Raw genomic sequence first — 15927 nt, 5'->3', positions numbered from 1 at the left:
CACATCCTTTAATGTCCGCACCCTCCCTTGGAATACGGATCGCCCATGAGTCACTTCCTGGATAGATTGCGTTTTTTCACGACGGCCCGGCCGGAATTCTCCAATGGTCATGGCGCTGTCACAGATGAAGACAGGAAATGGGAGGATGCCTATCGGCAGCGGTGGCAGCACGACAAGATCGTGCGCTCCACGCATGGCGTGAACTGCACAGGCTCCTGCTCGTGGAAGATCTACGTGAAAGGCGGCATCGTCACGTGGGAGACACAGCAAACCGACTATCCGCGCACGCGCCCCGACATGCCGAACCACGAACCGCGTGGCTGCTCGCGTGGCGCATCGTATTCCTGGTATCTGTATAGCGCGAACCGCCTCAAGTATCCGCTGGTGCGCAGCGCGCTCGTCAAATTGTGGCGCGACCGGCGCCGTACGATGGAGCCGGTGCAAGCGTGGCAGAGCATCGTCGATGACGAAGCGGCGCGCCGCAGTTATCAGGCCCGGCGCGGGCTCGGCGGCTTCATCCGCTCCACCTGGGCCGAAGTCAACGAGATCGTCGCCGCCGCCAACGTCCACACGATCAGCAAACACGGCCCCGACCGCGTGATCGGCTTCTCGCCGATTCCGGCGATGTCGATGGTGTCGTATGCGGCCGGCTCGCGCTACCTGTCGCTGATCGGCGGCGTCTGTCTCAGCTTCTACGACTGGTATTGCGATCTGCCGCCGGCGTCGCCGCAGACCTGGGGCGAGCAGACCGACGTGCCGGAATCGGCCGATTGGTACAACTCCACTTTCATCATGCTGTGGGGTTCGAACGTGCCGCAGACGCGCACGCCGGATGCGCACTTCATGACCGAGGTGCGCTACAAGGGAACGAAGATCGTCTCCGTCTTCCCCGACTATTCGGAAGGCGCGAAGTTCGGCGACATCTGGCTGCACCCGAAACAGGGCACCGATGCCGCGCTCGCGCTGGCGATGGGACACGTGATCCTGAAGGAATTCCATCTCGCCGGAAACAGCGATTACTTCCTCGACTACTGCCGCCGCTACACCGACATGCCATGTCTGGTTCGGCTGGTGCCGCATGGCGATGGCTACGTGCCGGAACGCCTGTTGCGCGCCTCCGATTTCACCGACAACCTCGGTCAGGCCAACAATCCCGACTGGAAGACCGTGATGATCGACGAGGCCGATGGCGATCTGGTCGTGCCGGTCGGTTCGCTCGGTTTTCGCTGGGGACAGAAGGAAGGCGAAGACAAGGGCAAGTGGAACCTGCAGTCGGAAGCCGCCGACGGCCGCACCATCGTGCCGCGGCTGTCGCTGGTGCAGACGCGCGACGAAGCCGTCGACGTGCTGTTCCCCTACTTCGGCAACCGCGAGCATCCGCATTTTCCGCACACTTCGCATCCGTCGACCTTCTCGCGCCGCATCGGTGCGCACCGCGTCGCCACGCGCGAAGGCGAAATGCTGGTCGCCACCGTCTACGACCTGTTCGTCGCCAACTACGGGCTCGATCAGGGCCTCGGCGGCGACGGCATCGCGCACAGCTACGACGACAACCTGCCCTATACGCCTGCGTGGCAGGAAGCGATCACCGGTGTCAGGCGCGAAGACGTGATCACCGTCGCGCGCCAGTTCGCCGAGAACGCGCACAAGACGCAGGGCAAGTCGATGGTGATCCTCGGCGCCGGCATCAATCACTGGTTCCACATGGACATGTCGTACCGCGCGATCATCAACATGCTGATCATGTGCGGCTGCATCGGCAAATCCGGCGGCGGCTGGTCGCATTACGTCGGCCAGGAAAAGCTGCGCCCGCAGACCGGCTGGACCGCGCTGGCCTTCGGCCTCGACTGGCATCGCCCGCCACGCCAGATGAATGCGACGTCGTTCTTCTACGCGCACACCGACCAGTGGCGCTACGACCCGATGAATCCAGCCGACCTGCTGTCGCCGCTGGCGGACAGGAAGGATTTCCACGGCGTGACGATCGACTACAACGTGCGCGCCGAACGCATGGGCTGGCTGCCGTCCGCGCCGCAACTGCAGGCAAATCCGCTGACAGTCGGCCGCTCGCTGAACGATGCGGCACAGGCCGGCAAGAACGTTGCACAACAACTGCAATCCGGCGCACTGCGCATGGCTTGCGAAGACCCGGACGATCCGGCCAACTTCCCGCGCAACATGTTCGTCTGGCGTTCCAACCTGCTCGGCTCGTCGGGCAAGGGCCACGAATATTTCCTCAAGCATCTGCTTGGCACCACGCACGGTGTACAGGGCGATGACGTGGTCGCCAACGGCGGCGCGAAACCGGAGGAAGTGAAATGGCACGAGGCCGCGCCGCAGGGCAAGCTCGATCTGCTGGTCACGCTGGATTTCCGCATGTCCACCACCTGCATGTATTCGGACATCGTGCTGCCGACCGCGACCTGGTACGAGAAGGACGACATGAACACGTCCGACATGCATCCCTTCATCCATCCGCTGTCGGCCGCCGTCGATCCGGCATGGCAATCGAGGAGCGACTGGGAAATCTTCAAGGGCATCGCGAAACGCTTCTCCGAACTGAGCCACGGTCATCTCGGGCTGGAACGCGACGTCGTGCTGGCGCCGATCGCGCACGATACGCCGGGCGAACTGGCGCAACCGTTCGACGTGCAGGACTGGAAGCGCGGCGAATGCGAAGCCAAACCCGGCAAGACGATGCCGTCGGTGATCGTAGTCGAGCGCGATTATCCGCAGACCTTTGAGCGCTTCACATCGCTCGGCCCGCTGATGGAAAAGCTCGGCAACGGCGGCAAGGGCATCAGCTGGGATACCAAGGAAGAAGTCGAACTGCTTGGCGAACTGAACTACCGCGTCGACCGCCCTGGCGACCGCGACGGCCAGCCGCGCATCGACAGCGCGCTCGATGCGGCCGAAACCATCCTGACGCTGGCGCCGGAAACCAACGGCACGGTCGCCGTCAAGGCGTGGCAGGCTGTTTCGGCGCTCACTGGACGCGATCACGCGCATCTGGCATCGGCGCGCGAAGATGAAAAAATCCGCTTCCGCGACATTCAGGCGCAACCGCGCAAGATCATCTCGTCGCCGACCTGGAGCGGCATCGAATCGGAACACGTGTCGTACAACGCGGGCTACACCAACGTGCATGAACTGATTCCATGGCGCACCATCAGCGGCCGCCAGCAGTTGTATCAGGATCACGCGTGGATGCGCGCCTTCGGCGAATCGCTGTGCGTGTACAAGCCACCGATCGATACCGGCAACTACGCGCACATGCTGGGCACACGCTCCAACGGCAACCCGGAACGCGTGTTGAATTTCCTGACGCCGCACCAGAAATGGGGCATCCATAGCACCTACACCGACAACCTGCTGATGCTGACGCTTTCGCGCGGCGGCCCCATCGTCTGGATGTCGGAAACGGATGCGAAGGCAGTCGGCATCGTCGATAACGACTGGATCGAGTGCTACAACGCCAACGGCGCCTTGTGCGCACGCGCCGTGGTCAGCCAGCGCATTCCGGAAGGCATGGTGATGATGTATCACGCGCAGGAAAAGATCATCAACACGCCCGGCTCCGAGATCACCGGCACGCGCGGCGGCATCCACAATTCTGTCACGCGCATCGCACTGAAACCGACGCACATGATCGGCGGCTATGCGCAACTTTCCTACGGCTTCAATTACTACGGCACCGTCGGCTCGAACCGCGACGAATTCCTGATCGTGCGCAAGATGAACCGGATCGACTGGCTCGACGAAACATCGCCCGCGCCGCCCGATCCGGTCAACCCTGCCACTGAACACAAGATTCGCGAAGGAGAAGCCTCATGAAAGTGCGCGCGCAGATCGCAATGGTGCTGAACCTCGACAAGTGCATCGGCTGCCACACCTGTTCGGTCACCTGCAAGAATGTCTGGACCAGCCGCGAGGGCATGGAATACGCGTGGTTCAACAACGTCGAGACCAAACCCGGCATCGGTTATCCGAAGAACTGGGAAGATCAGGAACGCTGGCGCGGCGGCTGGACACGCCACGCCAACGGCAAGATCACGCCGCGCCTCGGCAGCAAGTGGCGGCTGCTGGCGCAGATCTTCGCCAATCCGCGCCTGCCGGAGATCGACGACTACTACGAACCCTTCACCTTCGATTATGCGCATCTGCAGGATGCGGGCGACGCGAAGGCGATGCCGGTCGCACGACCGCGTTCGCTGATCAGCGGCGAACGGATGGAAAAGATCGAATGGGGGCCGAACTGGGAAGAAATCCTCGGCGGCGAGTTCGACAAGCGTTCGAAGGACGTCAACTTCGAGAACGTGCAGAAGGATATCTACGGCCAGTTCGAGAACACCTTCATGATGTACCTGCCGCGGCTGTGCGAGCACTGCCTGAACCCGGCCTGCGTCGCCTCGTGCCCGTCCGGTTCGATCTACAAGCGCGAGGAAGACGGCATCGTGCTGATCGACCAGGACAAATGCCGCGGCTGGCGCATGTGCGTTTCCGGCTGTCCATACAAGAAAATCTATTACAACTGGCACAGCGGCAAGGCGGAGAAATGCATCTTTTGCTATCCGCGCATCGAGGTCGGCCAGCCAACCGTCTGCTCGGAAACCTGCGTCGGCCGCATCCGCTATCTGGGCGTACTCCTGTACGACGCCGACCGCATCGAGGAAGCGGCCAGTGTCGAGCATGAAACCGATCTGTACGAAGCGCAGCTGTCGGTCTTTCTCGACCCGCACGATCCAGCCGTCATCGCGCAGGCTGAACGCGATGGCGTGCCAGCTGCCTGGATAGAAGGCGCGCAACGCTCGCCGGTCTACAAGATGGCGATCGACTGGAAGATCGCCTTCCCGCTGCATCCGGAGTTCCGTACGCTGCCGATGGTCTGGTACGTGCCACCGCTGTCGCCGATCAACGCCGCCGCCAACAGCGGCGAACTCGGCATGAACGGCTGGCTGCCGGACGTGGAATCGCTGCGCATTCCGCTGCGTTATCTGGCGAATCTGCTGACGGCCGGCAAGGAAGAGCCGGTGAAACTGGCACTGCAGCGGTTGCTGGCGATGCGCGGTTTCATGCGCGGCCGCCACGTAGACGGCGCCGACATACCGGAAGTGCTGCAGCAGGTCGGGCTGTCGGTCGCGCAGGTCGAGGAAATGTATCGCTACCTGGCAATCGCCAACTACGAAGACCGCTTCGTGATCCCGACCGCGCACCGCGAGTATGCGGAGGATGCGTTCGATCTGCGTTCGTCGTGCGGCTTCTCGTTCGGCAACGGCTGTTCGGATGGCCGCACCGAAACCGGGCTGTTCGCCACCGCGAAGAAGCGCAACCGCACGATCCCGATCAAGCAGGAGTTATGAAGGGTTGATAAAGATGCGCAACCGCACACCGCCGTCGCCGCTGCTGTTTCCCATCCTGTCCGCACTGCTCGACTATCCGGACGACGCCTTGCTCGGCGCGCTGCCCGAAGCACGCGTGCATTTGCACGAGGAACGCGCCTTGCCGCAGCAAGCGCGGCTGAGGCTGGATCGCTTCTTCGACTATTGCGAAGAACGCGACCTGATCCGGCTGCAGGAAAACTACGTCGCGCTGTTCGATCGCGGCCGCGCCACCTCGCTGCACCTGTTCGAACATGTGCACGGCGAATCGCGCGATCGCGGACAGGCGATGGTCGATCTGCTGCAAATGTACGAGAAACACGGCCTGTATCTGAACGACGGCCAGTTGCCGGATTATCTACCGGTCTTTCTCGAATACCTGTCGCGCCTGCCGGCCGACGAGGCGCTGCCGCTGCTGGCCGAGACCGGCGAGATCCTGCAGTCGATTGCCGAACAGTTGGGTAAACGTGGCAGCCCGTATGCCTTCGTCATCGGCGCGCTGCTGCCGCTGGCCGGCATCGGGCAGGCGGTATCGACGGAACAGGAATTGCACGAAGACGACGCCGATGCGATTCCGGATGCCGCACATTACCGCGCGCTGGATGCCGCCTATGCGGATGAACCGGTGCGCTTCGTCGGCGCACAATCACCGATGACGCCGATGGCATCGATGACACAGTCAGAAGAACCGATCCGCTTCCACGAAAAACGTCCCGGAAGCTGAATGCGCTGAACGCTGTACCCGCATGACGGCGACGCCATGCGGCCAAACCTGCATCAGGAGAACGGCATGGAACACTACTTTCATCAATTCCTGTTCGGCATCTATCCGTACATCTGCCTTGCCGTGCTGCTGCTCGGCAGTCTCGTGCGCTTCGACCGTGAGCAGTACACATGGAAGAGCGATTCGTCGCAGATGCTGCGGCACGGCATGCTTCGCCTCGGCAGCAACATGTTCCACTGGGGCATTTTGGTGGTCGTGATCGGCCACTTCGCCGGCTTCCTCGCGCCGCACTGGATGGTGTCGCCCTTCCTGTCAGCTTCGCAGCATCAGCTGTTGGCGATGGTCGGAGGCGGTGCCGCCGGCGTGGTCGCCATCATCGGCTTGACGATCCTGATCTGGCGGCGGCTGTCCGACACGCGCATCCGCCGCAACAGCCGCACGTCCGACATCGTCGTCGTGCTGATGTTGTGGGCGCAACTGGCACTCGGCCTCGGCACCGTCGTGCTGTCCACGCGCCACATGGATGGCGTGATGTTCGAGCAGCTGACGCATTACGTCAAAGGCATCGTCACCTTCGAACCCGGCGTGGCCGACCTTCTGGTCGGCGTGCCGCTAACCTATCGCCTGCACATCGCGCTCGGCTTCACGATCTTCCTGATCTCGCCGTTCACGCGCATGGTGCACATCTGGAGCGGCGTCGCTTCGCTTGCCTATCTGATCCGCCCTTATCAACTGGTACGCAAACGCTGAGGTGATCATGGATTCCGTATGCGAAACCGGCACAACACATGAGACGGCAGCGCTGCGCGTCAATGGCGTCGCCATAGCTGACGATGCCATCCGCGACGAATGCCTGCATCACGCGGACGCGCCCGATCCGTCCGCTTCCGCACGGCAGGCACTGGCAATCCGCGAACTGCTGCGGCAGCGTGCGCAAGCCTTGCATCTGATCGGCGAGGAAAAAATCACCCTGGACGACGACGCGCTCGATGCGCTGCTTGCCGCCGAATTGCAAACGCCCTCTCCCACGCGCAACGATTGCCTGCATTACTACCGTCACCACGCCGCGCGCTTCCGCCGCAACGATATCGTCCACGCCAGCCACATCCTGTTTGCCGTTACCGCGCAAACACCACTGGCATTGATTCGCGCCAAGGCCGAGGAAACGCTGCAGCAACTGCGCGCAACGCCGGAAGCCTTCGAAGCGACGGCGCGCGACTTGTCGAACTGCCCGTCCGGCGGCGTCGGCGGCAGTCTCGGCCAGTTGCTGCGCGGCGACAGCGTGCCGGAATTCGAACAGACCGTTTTCGACGTGGAAAGCAACGGCATCCTGCCGTACCTGGTCAACACGCGCTTCGGCTTCCACATCGTGCGCGTGGACCGCCGCATCGACGGCGAGGCGATCCCATTCGACGAAGTGGCCGACGACATCGCGCGTTTCCTCGCCGAGCGCGTGCGGCACAAGGCGATGCAACAGTACGTGACGGTACTGGCGTCGCAGGCGCAACTGGAAGGCGTCGATCTCGGCGCGGCGAACGGGCCGCTAGTGCAGTAGCCATTCATCAAGGAGAAGCGATCATGCAGGCAACCGATACTTCCGCGCCGTCTTCCTCCGTTTTTCCCATTCTCCACACAGAGCCAACCACCGTCACGGCGCAGGCATGGTCGGTGCTGCTGGCTAGCACCTTTGCCTTCATGGTGTGCTTCGTGGTCTGGATGATGTTCGGTGTGCTGGGCGTGCAGTTGCGCGAAGACCTCGGGCTGAACGGCACCGAATTCGGCCTGCTGACTTCGACGCCGGTGCTGACCGGCGCGCTGATGCGGCTGCCGCTGGGCATCTGGACCGACCGCTTCGGCGGCCGCATTGTGATGACGCTGCTGCTGGCGATCTGCGCCATTCCCGTCTACATCGTCAGCTATGCGACGCAGCTGTGGCAATTCCTCGTAATCGGGCTGTTCCTCGGCTGCGTCGGCGCATCGTTCGCGGTCGGCACGCCGTATGTTGCGCGTTTCTTTCCGGCGCAGCGGCGCGGCTTCGCGATGGGCTTCTTCGGTGCCGGCACCGTCGGCGCAGCGGTCAACCTGTTCGTCACACCACTACTGCTGGATGCCTACGGCTGGCGCTTCGTGCCGCGCGTCTATGCGGTCGTGCTGCTCGTCACCGCCGTCATTTTCTGGTTCGCATCGGCGCGCGATCCGGGCGCGGGCAAGACTTCGGGTTCGCTGCTCGATTCGTTCCGCGTGCTGCGCGATCCGCGCGTGTGGCGCCTGTGCCAGTACTATTCGATCACCTTCGGCGGCTTCACCGCACTGTCGCTGTGGATTCCGCAATACCTGAAGGCGGAATACAGCATGACGCTGGTGATGGCATCGGCTTTCGCTGCCGGCTTCGCGCTGCCGGGCGCGGTACTGCGCGCGGTCGGCGGCATCCTGGCCGATCGATTCGGCGCACACAACGTAACGTGGTGGGGATTGTGGGTGGCATGGATCTGCCTGTTCCTGCTGTCGTATCCGCCTACCGATTTCGTCATCCACACGATAGACGGCCCGTTCACGATCGCCCTGAACATTCCGCCGCTCGTCTTCGTCGCACTGACTTTCCTGCTGGGTGCGGTGTTCGCGTTCGGCATGGCGTCGACGTTCAAATACGTCGCTGACGATTTTCCGCAGAACATGGGCATCGTCACCGGCATTGTCGGCCTGGCCGGTGGACTTGGAGGCTTTCTGCTGCCGATCATCTTCGGCGCGCTGCTCGACATCTTCCGCATCCGTTCCAGCTGCTTCATGTTCCTGTACGGGATCGTCTGGGTCTCGCTGATCCTGATGTATCTGTCGGAAGTACGCAGGACGCCAATCACCGGCGCGCAACAGGCTGCATGACAGCACGGCGGCATCGGAAAGCAGGACGATCCGATGCCGCCGACTAGTCCTCCGCGCATGCGCCAGCCATGCATGAACGAAGTACCAACCTACGCACAAAGTACGCGCGCATAAAAAAAGGGCCCCGAAGGGGCCCTGAAAGTTGAGAGCATTACAGACTACAAATTGCGTCAGGCCGTTGCTGTTGCAGTACCGCCAGCAGCGCTTTCCTGTCGCTGCAGTTCTTTCGAACGTGCAACGTGTTTGGCAAGCGTAGGACGCAAGGCCACGACCGCGAGAATTGCTGCAGTGATGTCCATGCACGCCACCGTGTACAGAACCGTCGACCAGGTTCCGGTTGCTTCCATCATCAGGTTGCCGACCGGAACGAACAGGGCGCCGATACCTTTTGCCGTGTACAGCACGCCGTAGATCTTGCCGATGTGCTTGGTACCGAAGGCGTCGCCAGCCAGTGCCGAGAACAGCGAGTACACCTCACCCCATGCCAGGAACACGACGCCCGACAGGATCAGGAATGCCCACGGGTTGTGACCCCAGTAACCGAGAGCGATGATGCCGAAGCCTTCCAGCGTGAACGCGATCACCATGGTCTTTTCACGACCGATGTTGTCCGAGATCCAGCCGAACAGAGGACGCGAGATACCGTTCATGATGCGGTCGAGCATCAAGGCCAGCGGCAACGCAGCCATCGTGAAGAAGTACAGGTTGACTTCGAAGTGCTTGACGCCCAGATCGGTTGCGATCACGCCCAGCTGTGCAACAGCCATCATGCCGCCGGTCACGACGCAGATGAACATGAAGAACATCAGCCAGAACAGCTTGGTGCTCATCGCTTCCTTCAGCGTGTAGTCGCGGGTTGCCTGTGCCAGTTTTGCCGAAGCCTGAACTTCACCCTTGGCCGGCGAACGCAGGAACCATGCAGCGATGAACGCCAGCGAACCTTGCAAGATACCGAAGAACAGGAAGGTTTCCTGGAAGCCCGACGATTCGATCATGGCCGCGATCGGCAGAATCGTTGCAGCGGAACCAGCACCGTAACCACCAGCGGTCAGGCCGACTGCCAGGCCGCGACGGTCCGGGAACCATTTCAGCGCGTTGTTGATACAGGTTGCGTAGATCGAGCCGACACCGATACCGCCGAATGCCGCGCCGACGTAGAAGCCAGCCAGCGACGTTGCTTGCGAGTTGATGACCCATGCCACGCCGATGAAGATAGCGCCGAATGCGACCATCAGGCGCGGGCCGAGTTTATCGATGAAATAGCCTTCGATCGGCGCCAGCCAGGTTTGCACCAGCACGAACAGCGTAAAGGCAATTTGAATTTCCGCACGTGCCCAGCCGAACTTGTCCTGGATTTCAGGAACGAAGAGCGTCCATGCGTATTGAATGTTTGCGGTCGCGATCATGCAGATCACGCCGACGACCAGTTGCCACCAACGCTTGTTGGAAACCGGTTTGTCTAGGGTAGCCGAAGGTGCGCCGCTCATTTGCCAGCTCCTTGAATCGATGGGTTGAATTGGAGAGCGCAATGTTGCTGAACAAAATCGCACTGAACGAAATTGCGGGATGCACGCGTGGAAGCGCCACCCGATGGGATGAATACCTCTGTCATGATTGTTCCTCTTGCCATCTGCGAGGCTTGCTTGGCGCAACCCCCGGAAGACGATTGTTTGTTGATGTCGCAAACTGCAGCGACGCGCAAATCTGTTGTTTTGTCAGGCGGCCATGTTGCAGGTCCGGTCGAACGCCGTTCCGCCTTCCGCTATTACGATCCGTTGCCGATCGCCCTTGCGGTGTGGAATGATCGGATGCTGCACCTCGCTTTCGTCAAAACCGGTTCCCGGAAGGAACGAATCAGAAAACCCCGCCTTCCGAGAACATTGCTTCTCTGGTAACGTCCCTTGTCCGCCGTCAGGCCGGTCAAAGCGTTAGTCGCAAAAGCATTCGGCCGGGGTCGGCCTTTTTCTTAAAAACAGGTTAGGGTGTCGTTAAGATTTCGTGACGATACGGATTTAGGCTTTCTGCGCCAATACGTATTTGTACGTAACAAAAATACGTACTAATACGTAGTTCAGAGGTAATTCCGGCATCGTTTGTGAAGAAAAAATGAAAGGAACCAAGCAGGCTGCAGCCACTCTTATTTGCGGTTCGCACCGCATCGTTCTCGCCGCACGGATGTTGCAGCGGCCTCATAATGGAGCGGTTTACACCTGTCGTTGCACATGAAGTCCCAGCCTCTTCTCGCTCACCCGCGCAAACGCGCCGCGATCGGCCTGGCACTCTCCCTGCTGTTGCATGCGTTGATCCTGTTCCGTTTCGCGACGCAACCGCCGCCGCCAATGGACATCAACGAGCCCGGCCCCAAGGGAAACATGCCGCTGACCGTGCGCCTGCTGCCGATGCCCCAATCGTCCGCGCCGCCCGCCACGCCGGCCCCGCCGCGTTCGGTGCTGGCGCCGCCGCCCATGGCGAAACAGCAACCGCGCCAGAAGCAGAAACCCGCCGTCGCACAGAAGAAACAGGCTGCGCCAAAAACCGCGCTCGATAAATCGCTGCCGCCCGAAAAGACGGCATCGAAGAAATTACCGCCCACTGCCGACATCTCGGACATGCTGGCCGCCGCACGCGATCGCCGTCGCGCCGCCGGCATCGAGGAACCGGACAGCAGCAAGCAGGAACCGCAGGACGACAGCGCGATCGCGCGCGCCAACGTGCAACAGATGTTGCAGATGCAATCGCACGGCCAGCAGGAAGCTGGCGGCGTATTCCAGATCACCTACAAGGGCGCGCGTACCGCGGAATTCATCTTCCGCGGCTGGAACGTACGGCGACGCACGGATACGCGACAGCTGATCCAGGTCGATGCAGGATTGAACGGTGATGTAGATACGGCAATCGTGCGCCGCATGATCGAACTGATCCGGCAGACCGAACGCGGCGACTTCCATTGGGAATCGCGCCGTCTGGGACGCGTGGTCGTGCTGTCGGCCCGGCCGCAGGACAGTGCCGAGCTGGAGGATTTCCTGAAGAAGGAATTCCGGCTGGCGCAATAAAGCGCAACAAGCGTCAATCAGAACCGCAATCGATCGGCAATCTAGGGCCAATCAAACGGTCATCGGATGAAACGGATGCGCCGAACGCAATGTCCGATCCGGCCGCGGCATTCACCACCTGCCCGCCGGATTTCTTTTTATCGTCGACTATTTCGTATCGATGGCCCGCGCCACACTCAAGTGGCGCTGAACGACCTTGATGTTGCGCTCCGCATAGACCTTCAGTTCCTGATCCGACGTTTCGCGTATGGTTTTATCCAGCAGCTGTTCCGCGCGCTCATGGTCGCCGATGCCGATACGCGCAATATATTGAGAATCGAAGGTGCTGCCGCTCAACAGGCCCAGCGCAGTGTGCAGGGTCTTGTGCTGCAGATCGGTTTCCTCCGGCAGCGTGATTCCCTTCGATTGCGCCAATGCGCGCAGCTCCTCCAGAGCCTTCGTATGATCGTCGATCATCAGCTGCGCGAACTTTCTGATCTTCTCGTCCTCGGATTTTTCCAATGCCAGCTTGCCGGTATCGATTTCCCCGAGGTTGGCTTGCGCGATATCGCGTATCAGCTCGCGGTCGCCACTGCTGACGCGCGCTTCCGCCGTCGCGGCCACCGGATCGGTGTTGGTCTGCTGCGCATGCAGCGGCGCAGCGCAGGCCAGCATGGCAGCGCATGTCGCGCCTGCCAGTCGTATCGTCCAACGTGTTGCACTCTGTTTCTTCACCATCTTGTTTCTCCATCAGACAATTGCAGGCAGGAAAATCTTGCCCGCACGTTCCGCCTGTGGGAGTTCGTTGCATGCGAATAGTTCTGCCGCCGGCCATGCAGATGGCGCATTACAAGAAAAGATACAGAAGAGAAAAAGAAGAACGAGCGCGTAAAGAACAGCAGCGGAACAGCAGCAGGACTCAGGTAGTCACCGTATCCGCCAGCAGATACTGGCGGTGCATCAATGCAAGGATGTCGGCGGCCGGCAGCGGCGGCGCGATCAGGTATCCCTGTACTTCGTCGCAACCGAGTTCGCGCAGGATGTGCAGTTGTTCTTCCGTTTCCACGCCCTCGGCGATCACGCCCATGTCGAGCGCCTTCGCCATCAGCACGATGGTCTTGAACAGGATTTGGCCTTCCCGCCCTTCGCCCAGCCGCGACGTGAACGCACGATCGACCTTGATGATCTGCATGTCGATTTCCTGCAGACGCGACAGCGACGAGTAGCCGGTGCCGAAATCGTCCAGATGAATCTTGATGCCGAGATTGCTGATGGCGGCCAGCTGGCCGATCACGTCCGTCGATTCGCTCATCATCGCCGATTCCGTCAGTTCGACCTCGATCAGCTCGGGCGCAATACCATGGCTTTCGAGCAGGCCGGCAATCAGCGTATCGACACCGCCGACGTTGAGTTGCGTCGGCGAGATGTTGACCGAAACCGGCACCAGCGGTTCGCCCTGGCGCTGCCATTGCGCGATCTGCGCACACACTTGGTCGATCACCAGCTGGCCGAGCTGGACGATACAACCGTTCTTTTCGGCCAGCGGAATGAATTCGGAAGGATGGATCAGGCCGCGCAAGGGATTACGCCAGCGCACCAGCGCTTCCAGCCCCGTCAGCCGGCCGGTGAAGGCATTCACGCGCGGCTGGTAATGCATCTCGAACTGGTTCTCTGCGATCGCGCGCACCAGCTCGGCTTCCGCATTGAGCTTGCTGCGAATGCTGTCGTACAGTTTCTGATCGTAGAAATGGAAGGTGCCCTTGCCCTCCTCCTTGGCGGCATACATCGCGATATCGGCCTTCTGGATCAGCGCATCCGGTTCTTCGCCGTCATCCGGAAACATGCTGATGCCGATCGACGTGCCGATACGCATCTCGCGTCCGAGGATGACAAAGGGTTCGCGGAAGGATTCGGTAATGCGCGAGGCGACATGCACCACTTCGTCATGATTGACGACCGAATTCAGCAGCACGGTAAATTCGTCGCCGCCGAGACGGATGACGTGATCTTCCGCGCGCAGCACCGATTTCAGCCGTGCCGCCGCCTGCCGCAGCAGCTTGTCGCCCATCGTATGGCCGAGCGTGTCGTTGACGTTCTTGAAGTTGTCCAGATCGATGAACAGGATCGCGAGGATGCCGTCGCGATTCTTCGCGCTGCGCAACGCGGTCGGCAGGAAGTTGATCAGCCAGTAGCGGTTCGGCAGACCGGTCAGGGCATCGGTATTGGCCATCGTCAGCAGCAGCTGCTCATGCTCCTTCGTTTCCGAGATGTCGCGCAGCGTGACGGCCAGGCCGGTCTGCGAACGCACCAGCCGGCGATGCACCCAGCTAGGCTGCCCCGGCTTCGCATCGGTGAACTGGAATTCGTCTTCATAGAAACCGAATTCCATCGCGCGCCGATAGACGGATAGCGATTGCTGCGCGTCCTGCCCCAGATTAACTTCAGAGATCTTCATACCGACCAGCGAGCGCTTCGTGTATCCGAGCAGCGAGGCGCCGCGCTCGTTGCAATCCTCGATCATGAAATCCTGCAGCACGTTGTTGTGCTCGTACAGCGCGCGCACCATGTAAAAACCTTCACGCGCATCGTCGATGGCAAGGTGATAGGTGCGCTTCACCTCTTCGGCCTGTTTCTTGCGCCACGCCAGCCGTGCGGAGAAATGCATGCCGACCAATGCAGCAAGGAACAGCGCAAGGCTGGCGATGCCGGCGATCTTCCGATAGCCGGCGGCAGTCTCGTTCTGCGCGGCATACTGGTCTTTTTCCGCCAGGCCGACATAGGAAACCAGCGGATAGCCCTGCAGCTTGTGCCAGGCAAGGATGCGCGCCTCGTGATCCTTGTACTTGTCCGCCGGCATGCGCCGCACGCCGCTTTCGGCTGCGAATACGGGCGGACGCAGATGCACCTGGCCGCCACGGATGTCCGCTCCCTTCTCGCTGACCAGCAGCGTGCCGTTGTCGTGCCGGATCGAAATGAAATCGCGCGGCTTCAGGCTGCTTTCGTCGTTGAACGACGCAAGAAAAGCCGGATCCACGCCGACCGACACCACGCCGGCGAAGGAACCGTCCGCCGCATCGAGACGGCGCGTGAAGCGGATCACCGAACGGCCGGAGCGGCGCCCCACCGTCAGCATCGAATCGATGCGCATGCTTTCGTCGGCATGTGTGCGATGGAACCGGAAATAATCGCGATCGCTCGCATTGATCGACGGACCGGCCAAGGTGCTGGCGATACTGACGCCGTTGCGGTCGATGATGCTGACGTAGAAATCGGAAGCCGGCGGATACAAGCCTTCGCGCAGTTGGTCCTGCAGATCGATATTGCCGTCGCCATGCTCCCAGTAATACTTCAGGCTGAGCGACAGGGCGTCGATCTGGTCGACAGTGCGCGACAGCTGCTGGGAATAGGCATTGGAGAGCGACACGGCCATCGCGATGGCATCGCGTTCCGCGTCCTCGTGGTCCATCGCGATCTTGCTGAACGTGATGCCCCAGATGACGGCTACCAGCAACAGGCAGCCGGCCGGCCACAGGATGATGGTGCCGACGTGTTCCTTCAGGTATCCGTATCGCTTCAAATAACCTGAAAGACGATGATCGATTTTACGATGCGCATTTGCCAAAGTGAAACCTGCTCAGGAGATTCGTGGGACATGGTGCCGCGTGGCAATAACATGATACCCCCCGTGCGGCTAGCACGATCAATCCATGCCAGCCTGCTGCACGAGCCGCCGCATGCATCGGCCAGCAATGCACCGATAAACGCGACAGAGAAAAACAGAGAGACGGCATCCGCAGGATCGGTCGGATGCTTGCCCGTCGAAGTCCGCCGAATTGCGCGGGCTTCGAACATCCAGGGCAGGATCAACAGGAATAACAGGAACGGCTGAACGGAACGCTTGAAACAATTGCGC

The 15927-nt window shown here is 61.0% G+C and carries 12 protein-coding genes; 8 read left to right on the top strand and 4 right to left on the bottom strand.

The window, feature by feature from the left end:
- Window positions 1–45 precede the first annotated feature (45 nt).
- The 6 genes from ACO1VH_RS14055 to ACO1VH_RS14030 all read left to right on the top strand — a co-directional run bounded on the left by ACO1VH_RS14055 (window position 46) and on the right by ACO1VH_RS14030 (window position 8982).
- A complete protein-coding gene (locus ACO1VH_RS14055; RefSeq protein ID WP_486245091.1) occupies window positions 46–3834 on the top strand; it encodes a nitrate reductase subunit alpha in 3789 nt (1262 codons plus the stop codon).
- Window positions 3831–5360, top strand: coding sequence for a nitrate reductase subunit beta (gene narH / locus ACO1VH_RS14050; protein WP_486245090.1), 1530 nt, complete (start codon window positions 3831–3833; stop codon window positions 5358–5360). The genes ACO1VH_RS14055 and narH overlap by 4 nt, the downstream gene beginning before the upstream one ends.
- Window positions 5361–5373: 13 nt before the next feature.
- The gene (gene narJ / locus ACO1VH_RS14045) at window positions 5374–6102 is read left to right on the top strand and encodes a nitrate reductase molybdenum cofactor assembly chaperone (protein WP_486245089.1); all 729 of its coding nucleotides are present in this window, start codon (window positions 5374–5376) and stop codon (window positions 6100–6102) included.
- A 66-nt stretch (window positions 6103–6168) separates the two neighbouring features.
- On the top strand, window positions 6169–6852 hold the full coding sequence (gene narI / locus ACO1VH_RS14040) for a respiratory nitrate reductase subunit gamma (protein WP_486245088.1): 684 nt from the start codon (window positions 6169–6171) through the stop codon (window positions 6850–6852).
- Window positions 6853–6859: 7 nt separating this feature from the next.
- Complete coding sequence (locus tag ACO1VH_RS14035) at window positions 6860–7657, top strand: peptidylprolyl isomerase (protein ID WP_486245087.1); 798 nt, start codon at window positions 6860–6862, stop codon at window positions 7655–7657.
- Between the two features lie 23 nt (window positions 7658–7680).
- Window positions 7681–8982, top strand: coding sequence for an MFS transporter (locus ACO1VH_RS14030; protein WP_486245086.1), 1302 nt, complete (start codon window positions 7681–7683; stop codon window positions 8980–8982).
- A 170-nt stretch (window positions 8983–9152) separates the two neighbouring features.
- Here ACO1VH_RS14030 and oxlT read toward each other — a convergent pair whose 3' ends face one another.
- Window positions 9153–10469, bottom strand: a complete 1317-nt coding sequence (gene oxlT / locus ACO1VH_RS14025; protein ID WP_486245085.1) for an oxalate/formate MFS antiporter — start codon at window positions 10467–10469, stop codon at window positions 9153–9155.
- 87 nt (window positions 10470–10556) lie between these two features.
- On the opposite strand from oxlT, the gene ACO1VH_RS14020 reads away from it, so the two are divergent.
- A complete protein-coding gene (locus ACO1VH_RS14020; RefSeq protein WP_486245084.1) occupies window positions 10557–10877 on the top strand; it encodes a hypothetical protein in 321 nt (106 codons plus the stop codon).
- A 327-nt stretch (window positions 10878–11204) separates the two neighbouring features.
- Entirely contained in the window at window positions 11205–12035 is an 831-nt protein-coding gene (locus tag ACO1VH_RS14015) for a hypothetical protein (RefSeq protein ID WP_486245083.1), read from the top strand.
- A 147-nt stretch (window positions 12036–12182) separates the two neighbouring features.
- Here the strand turns inward: ACO1VH_RS14015 and ACO1VH_RS14010 are convergent, their stop codons facing one another.
- The 3 genes from ACO1VH_RS14010 to ACO1VH_RS14000 all read right to left on the bottom strand — a co-directional run bounded on the left by ACO1VH_RS14010 (window position 12183) and on the right by ACO1VH_RS14000 (window position 15866).
- Window positions 12183–12752: a DUF4142 domain-containing protein gene (locus ACO1VH_RS14010; protein WP_486245082.1), complete on the bottom strand. Its 570-nt coding sequence runs from the start codon at window positions 12750–12752 to the stop codon at window positions 12183–12185.
- A 181-nt stretch (window positions 12753–12933) separates the two neighbouring features.
- A complete protein-coding gene (locus ACO1VH_RS14005) occupies window positions 12934–15591 on the bottom strand; it encodes a bifunctional diguanylate cyclase/phosphodiesterase (protein WP_486245081.1) in 2658 nt (885 codons plus the stop codon).
- Entirely contained in the window at window positions 15588–15866 is a 279-nt protein-coding gene (locus ACO1VH_RS14000) for a hypothetical protein (protein ID WP_486245080.1), read from the bottom strand. Before ACO1VH_RS14000 ends, ACO1VH_RS14005 begins: the two co-directional genes overlap by 4 nt.
- Window positions 15867–15927 lie beyond the last annotated feature (61 nt).

It is taken from the genome of Oxalicibacterium sp. (assembly GCF_057353965.1).
Note: the sequence above shows the minus strand (reverse complement) of the source record. Positions and strands in the feature narration are given on the sequence as shown.

What these genes read in the sequence shown, in the direction of transcription:
- ACO1VH_RS14055 (WP_486245091.1), top strand. Translation starts at nt 46, where the DNA reads ATGAGTCACTTCCTGGATAGATTGCGTTTTTTCACGACGGCCCGGCCG.
- narH (WP_486245090.1), top strand. Translation starts at nt 3,831, where the DNA reads ATGAAAGTGCGCGCGCAGATCGCAATGGTGCTGAACCTCGACAAGTGC.
- narJ (WP_486245089.1), top strand. Translation starts at nt 5,374, where the DNA reads ATGCGCAACCGCACACCGCCGTCGCCGCTGCTGTTTCCCATCCTGTCC.
- narI (WP_486245088.1), top strand. Translation starts at nt 6,169, where the DNA reads ATGGAACACTACTTTCATCAATTCCTGTTCGGCATCTATCCGTACATC.
- ACO1VH_RS14035 (WP_486245087.1), top strand. Translation starts at nt 6,860, where the DNA reads ATGGATTCCGTATGCGAAACCGGCACAACACATGAGACGGCAGCGCTG.
- ACO1VH_RS14030 (WP_486245086.1), top strand. Translation starts at nt 7,681, where the DNA reads ATGCAGGCAACCGATACTTCCGCGCCGTCTTCCTCCGTTTTTCCCATT.
- oxlT (WP_486245085.1), bottom strand. Translation starts at nt 10,469, where the DNA reads ATGAGCGGCGCACCTTCGGCTACCCTAGACAAACCGGTTTCCAACAAG.
- ACO1VH_RS14015 (WP_486245083.1), top strand. Translation starts at nt 11,205, where the DNA reads ATGAAGTCCCAGCCTCTTCTCGCTCACCCGCGCAAACGCGCCGCGATC.
- ACO1VH_RS14010 (WP_486245082.1), bottom strand. Translation starts at nt 12,752, where the DNA reads ATGGTGAAGAAACAGAGTGCAACACGTTGGACGATACGACTGGCAGGC.
- ACO1VH_RS14000 (WP_486245080.1), bottom strand. Translation starts at nt 15,866, where the DNA reads ATGTTCGAAGCCCGCGCAATTCGGCGGACTTCGACGGGCAAGCATCCG.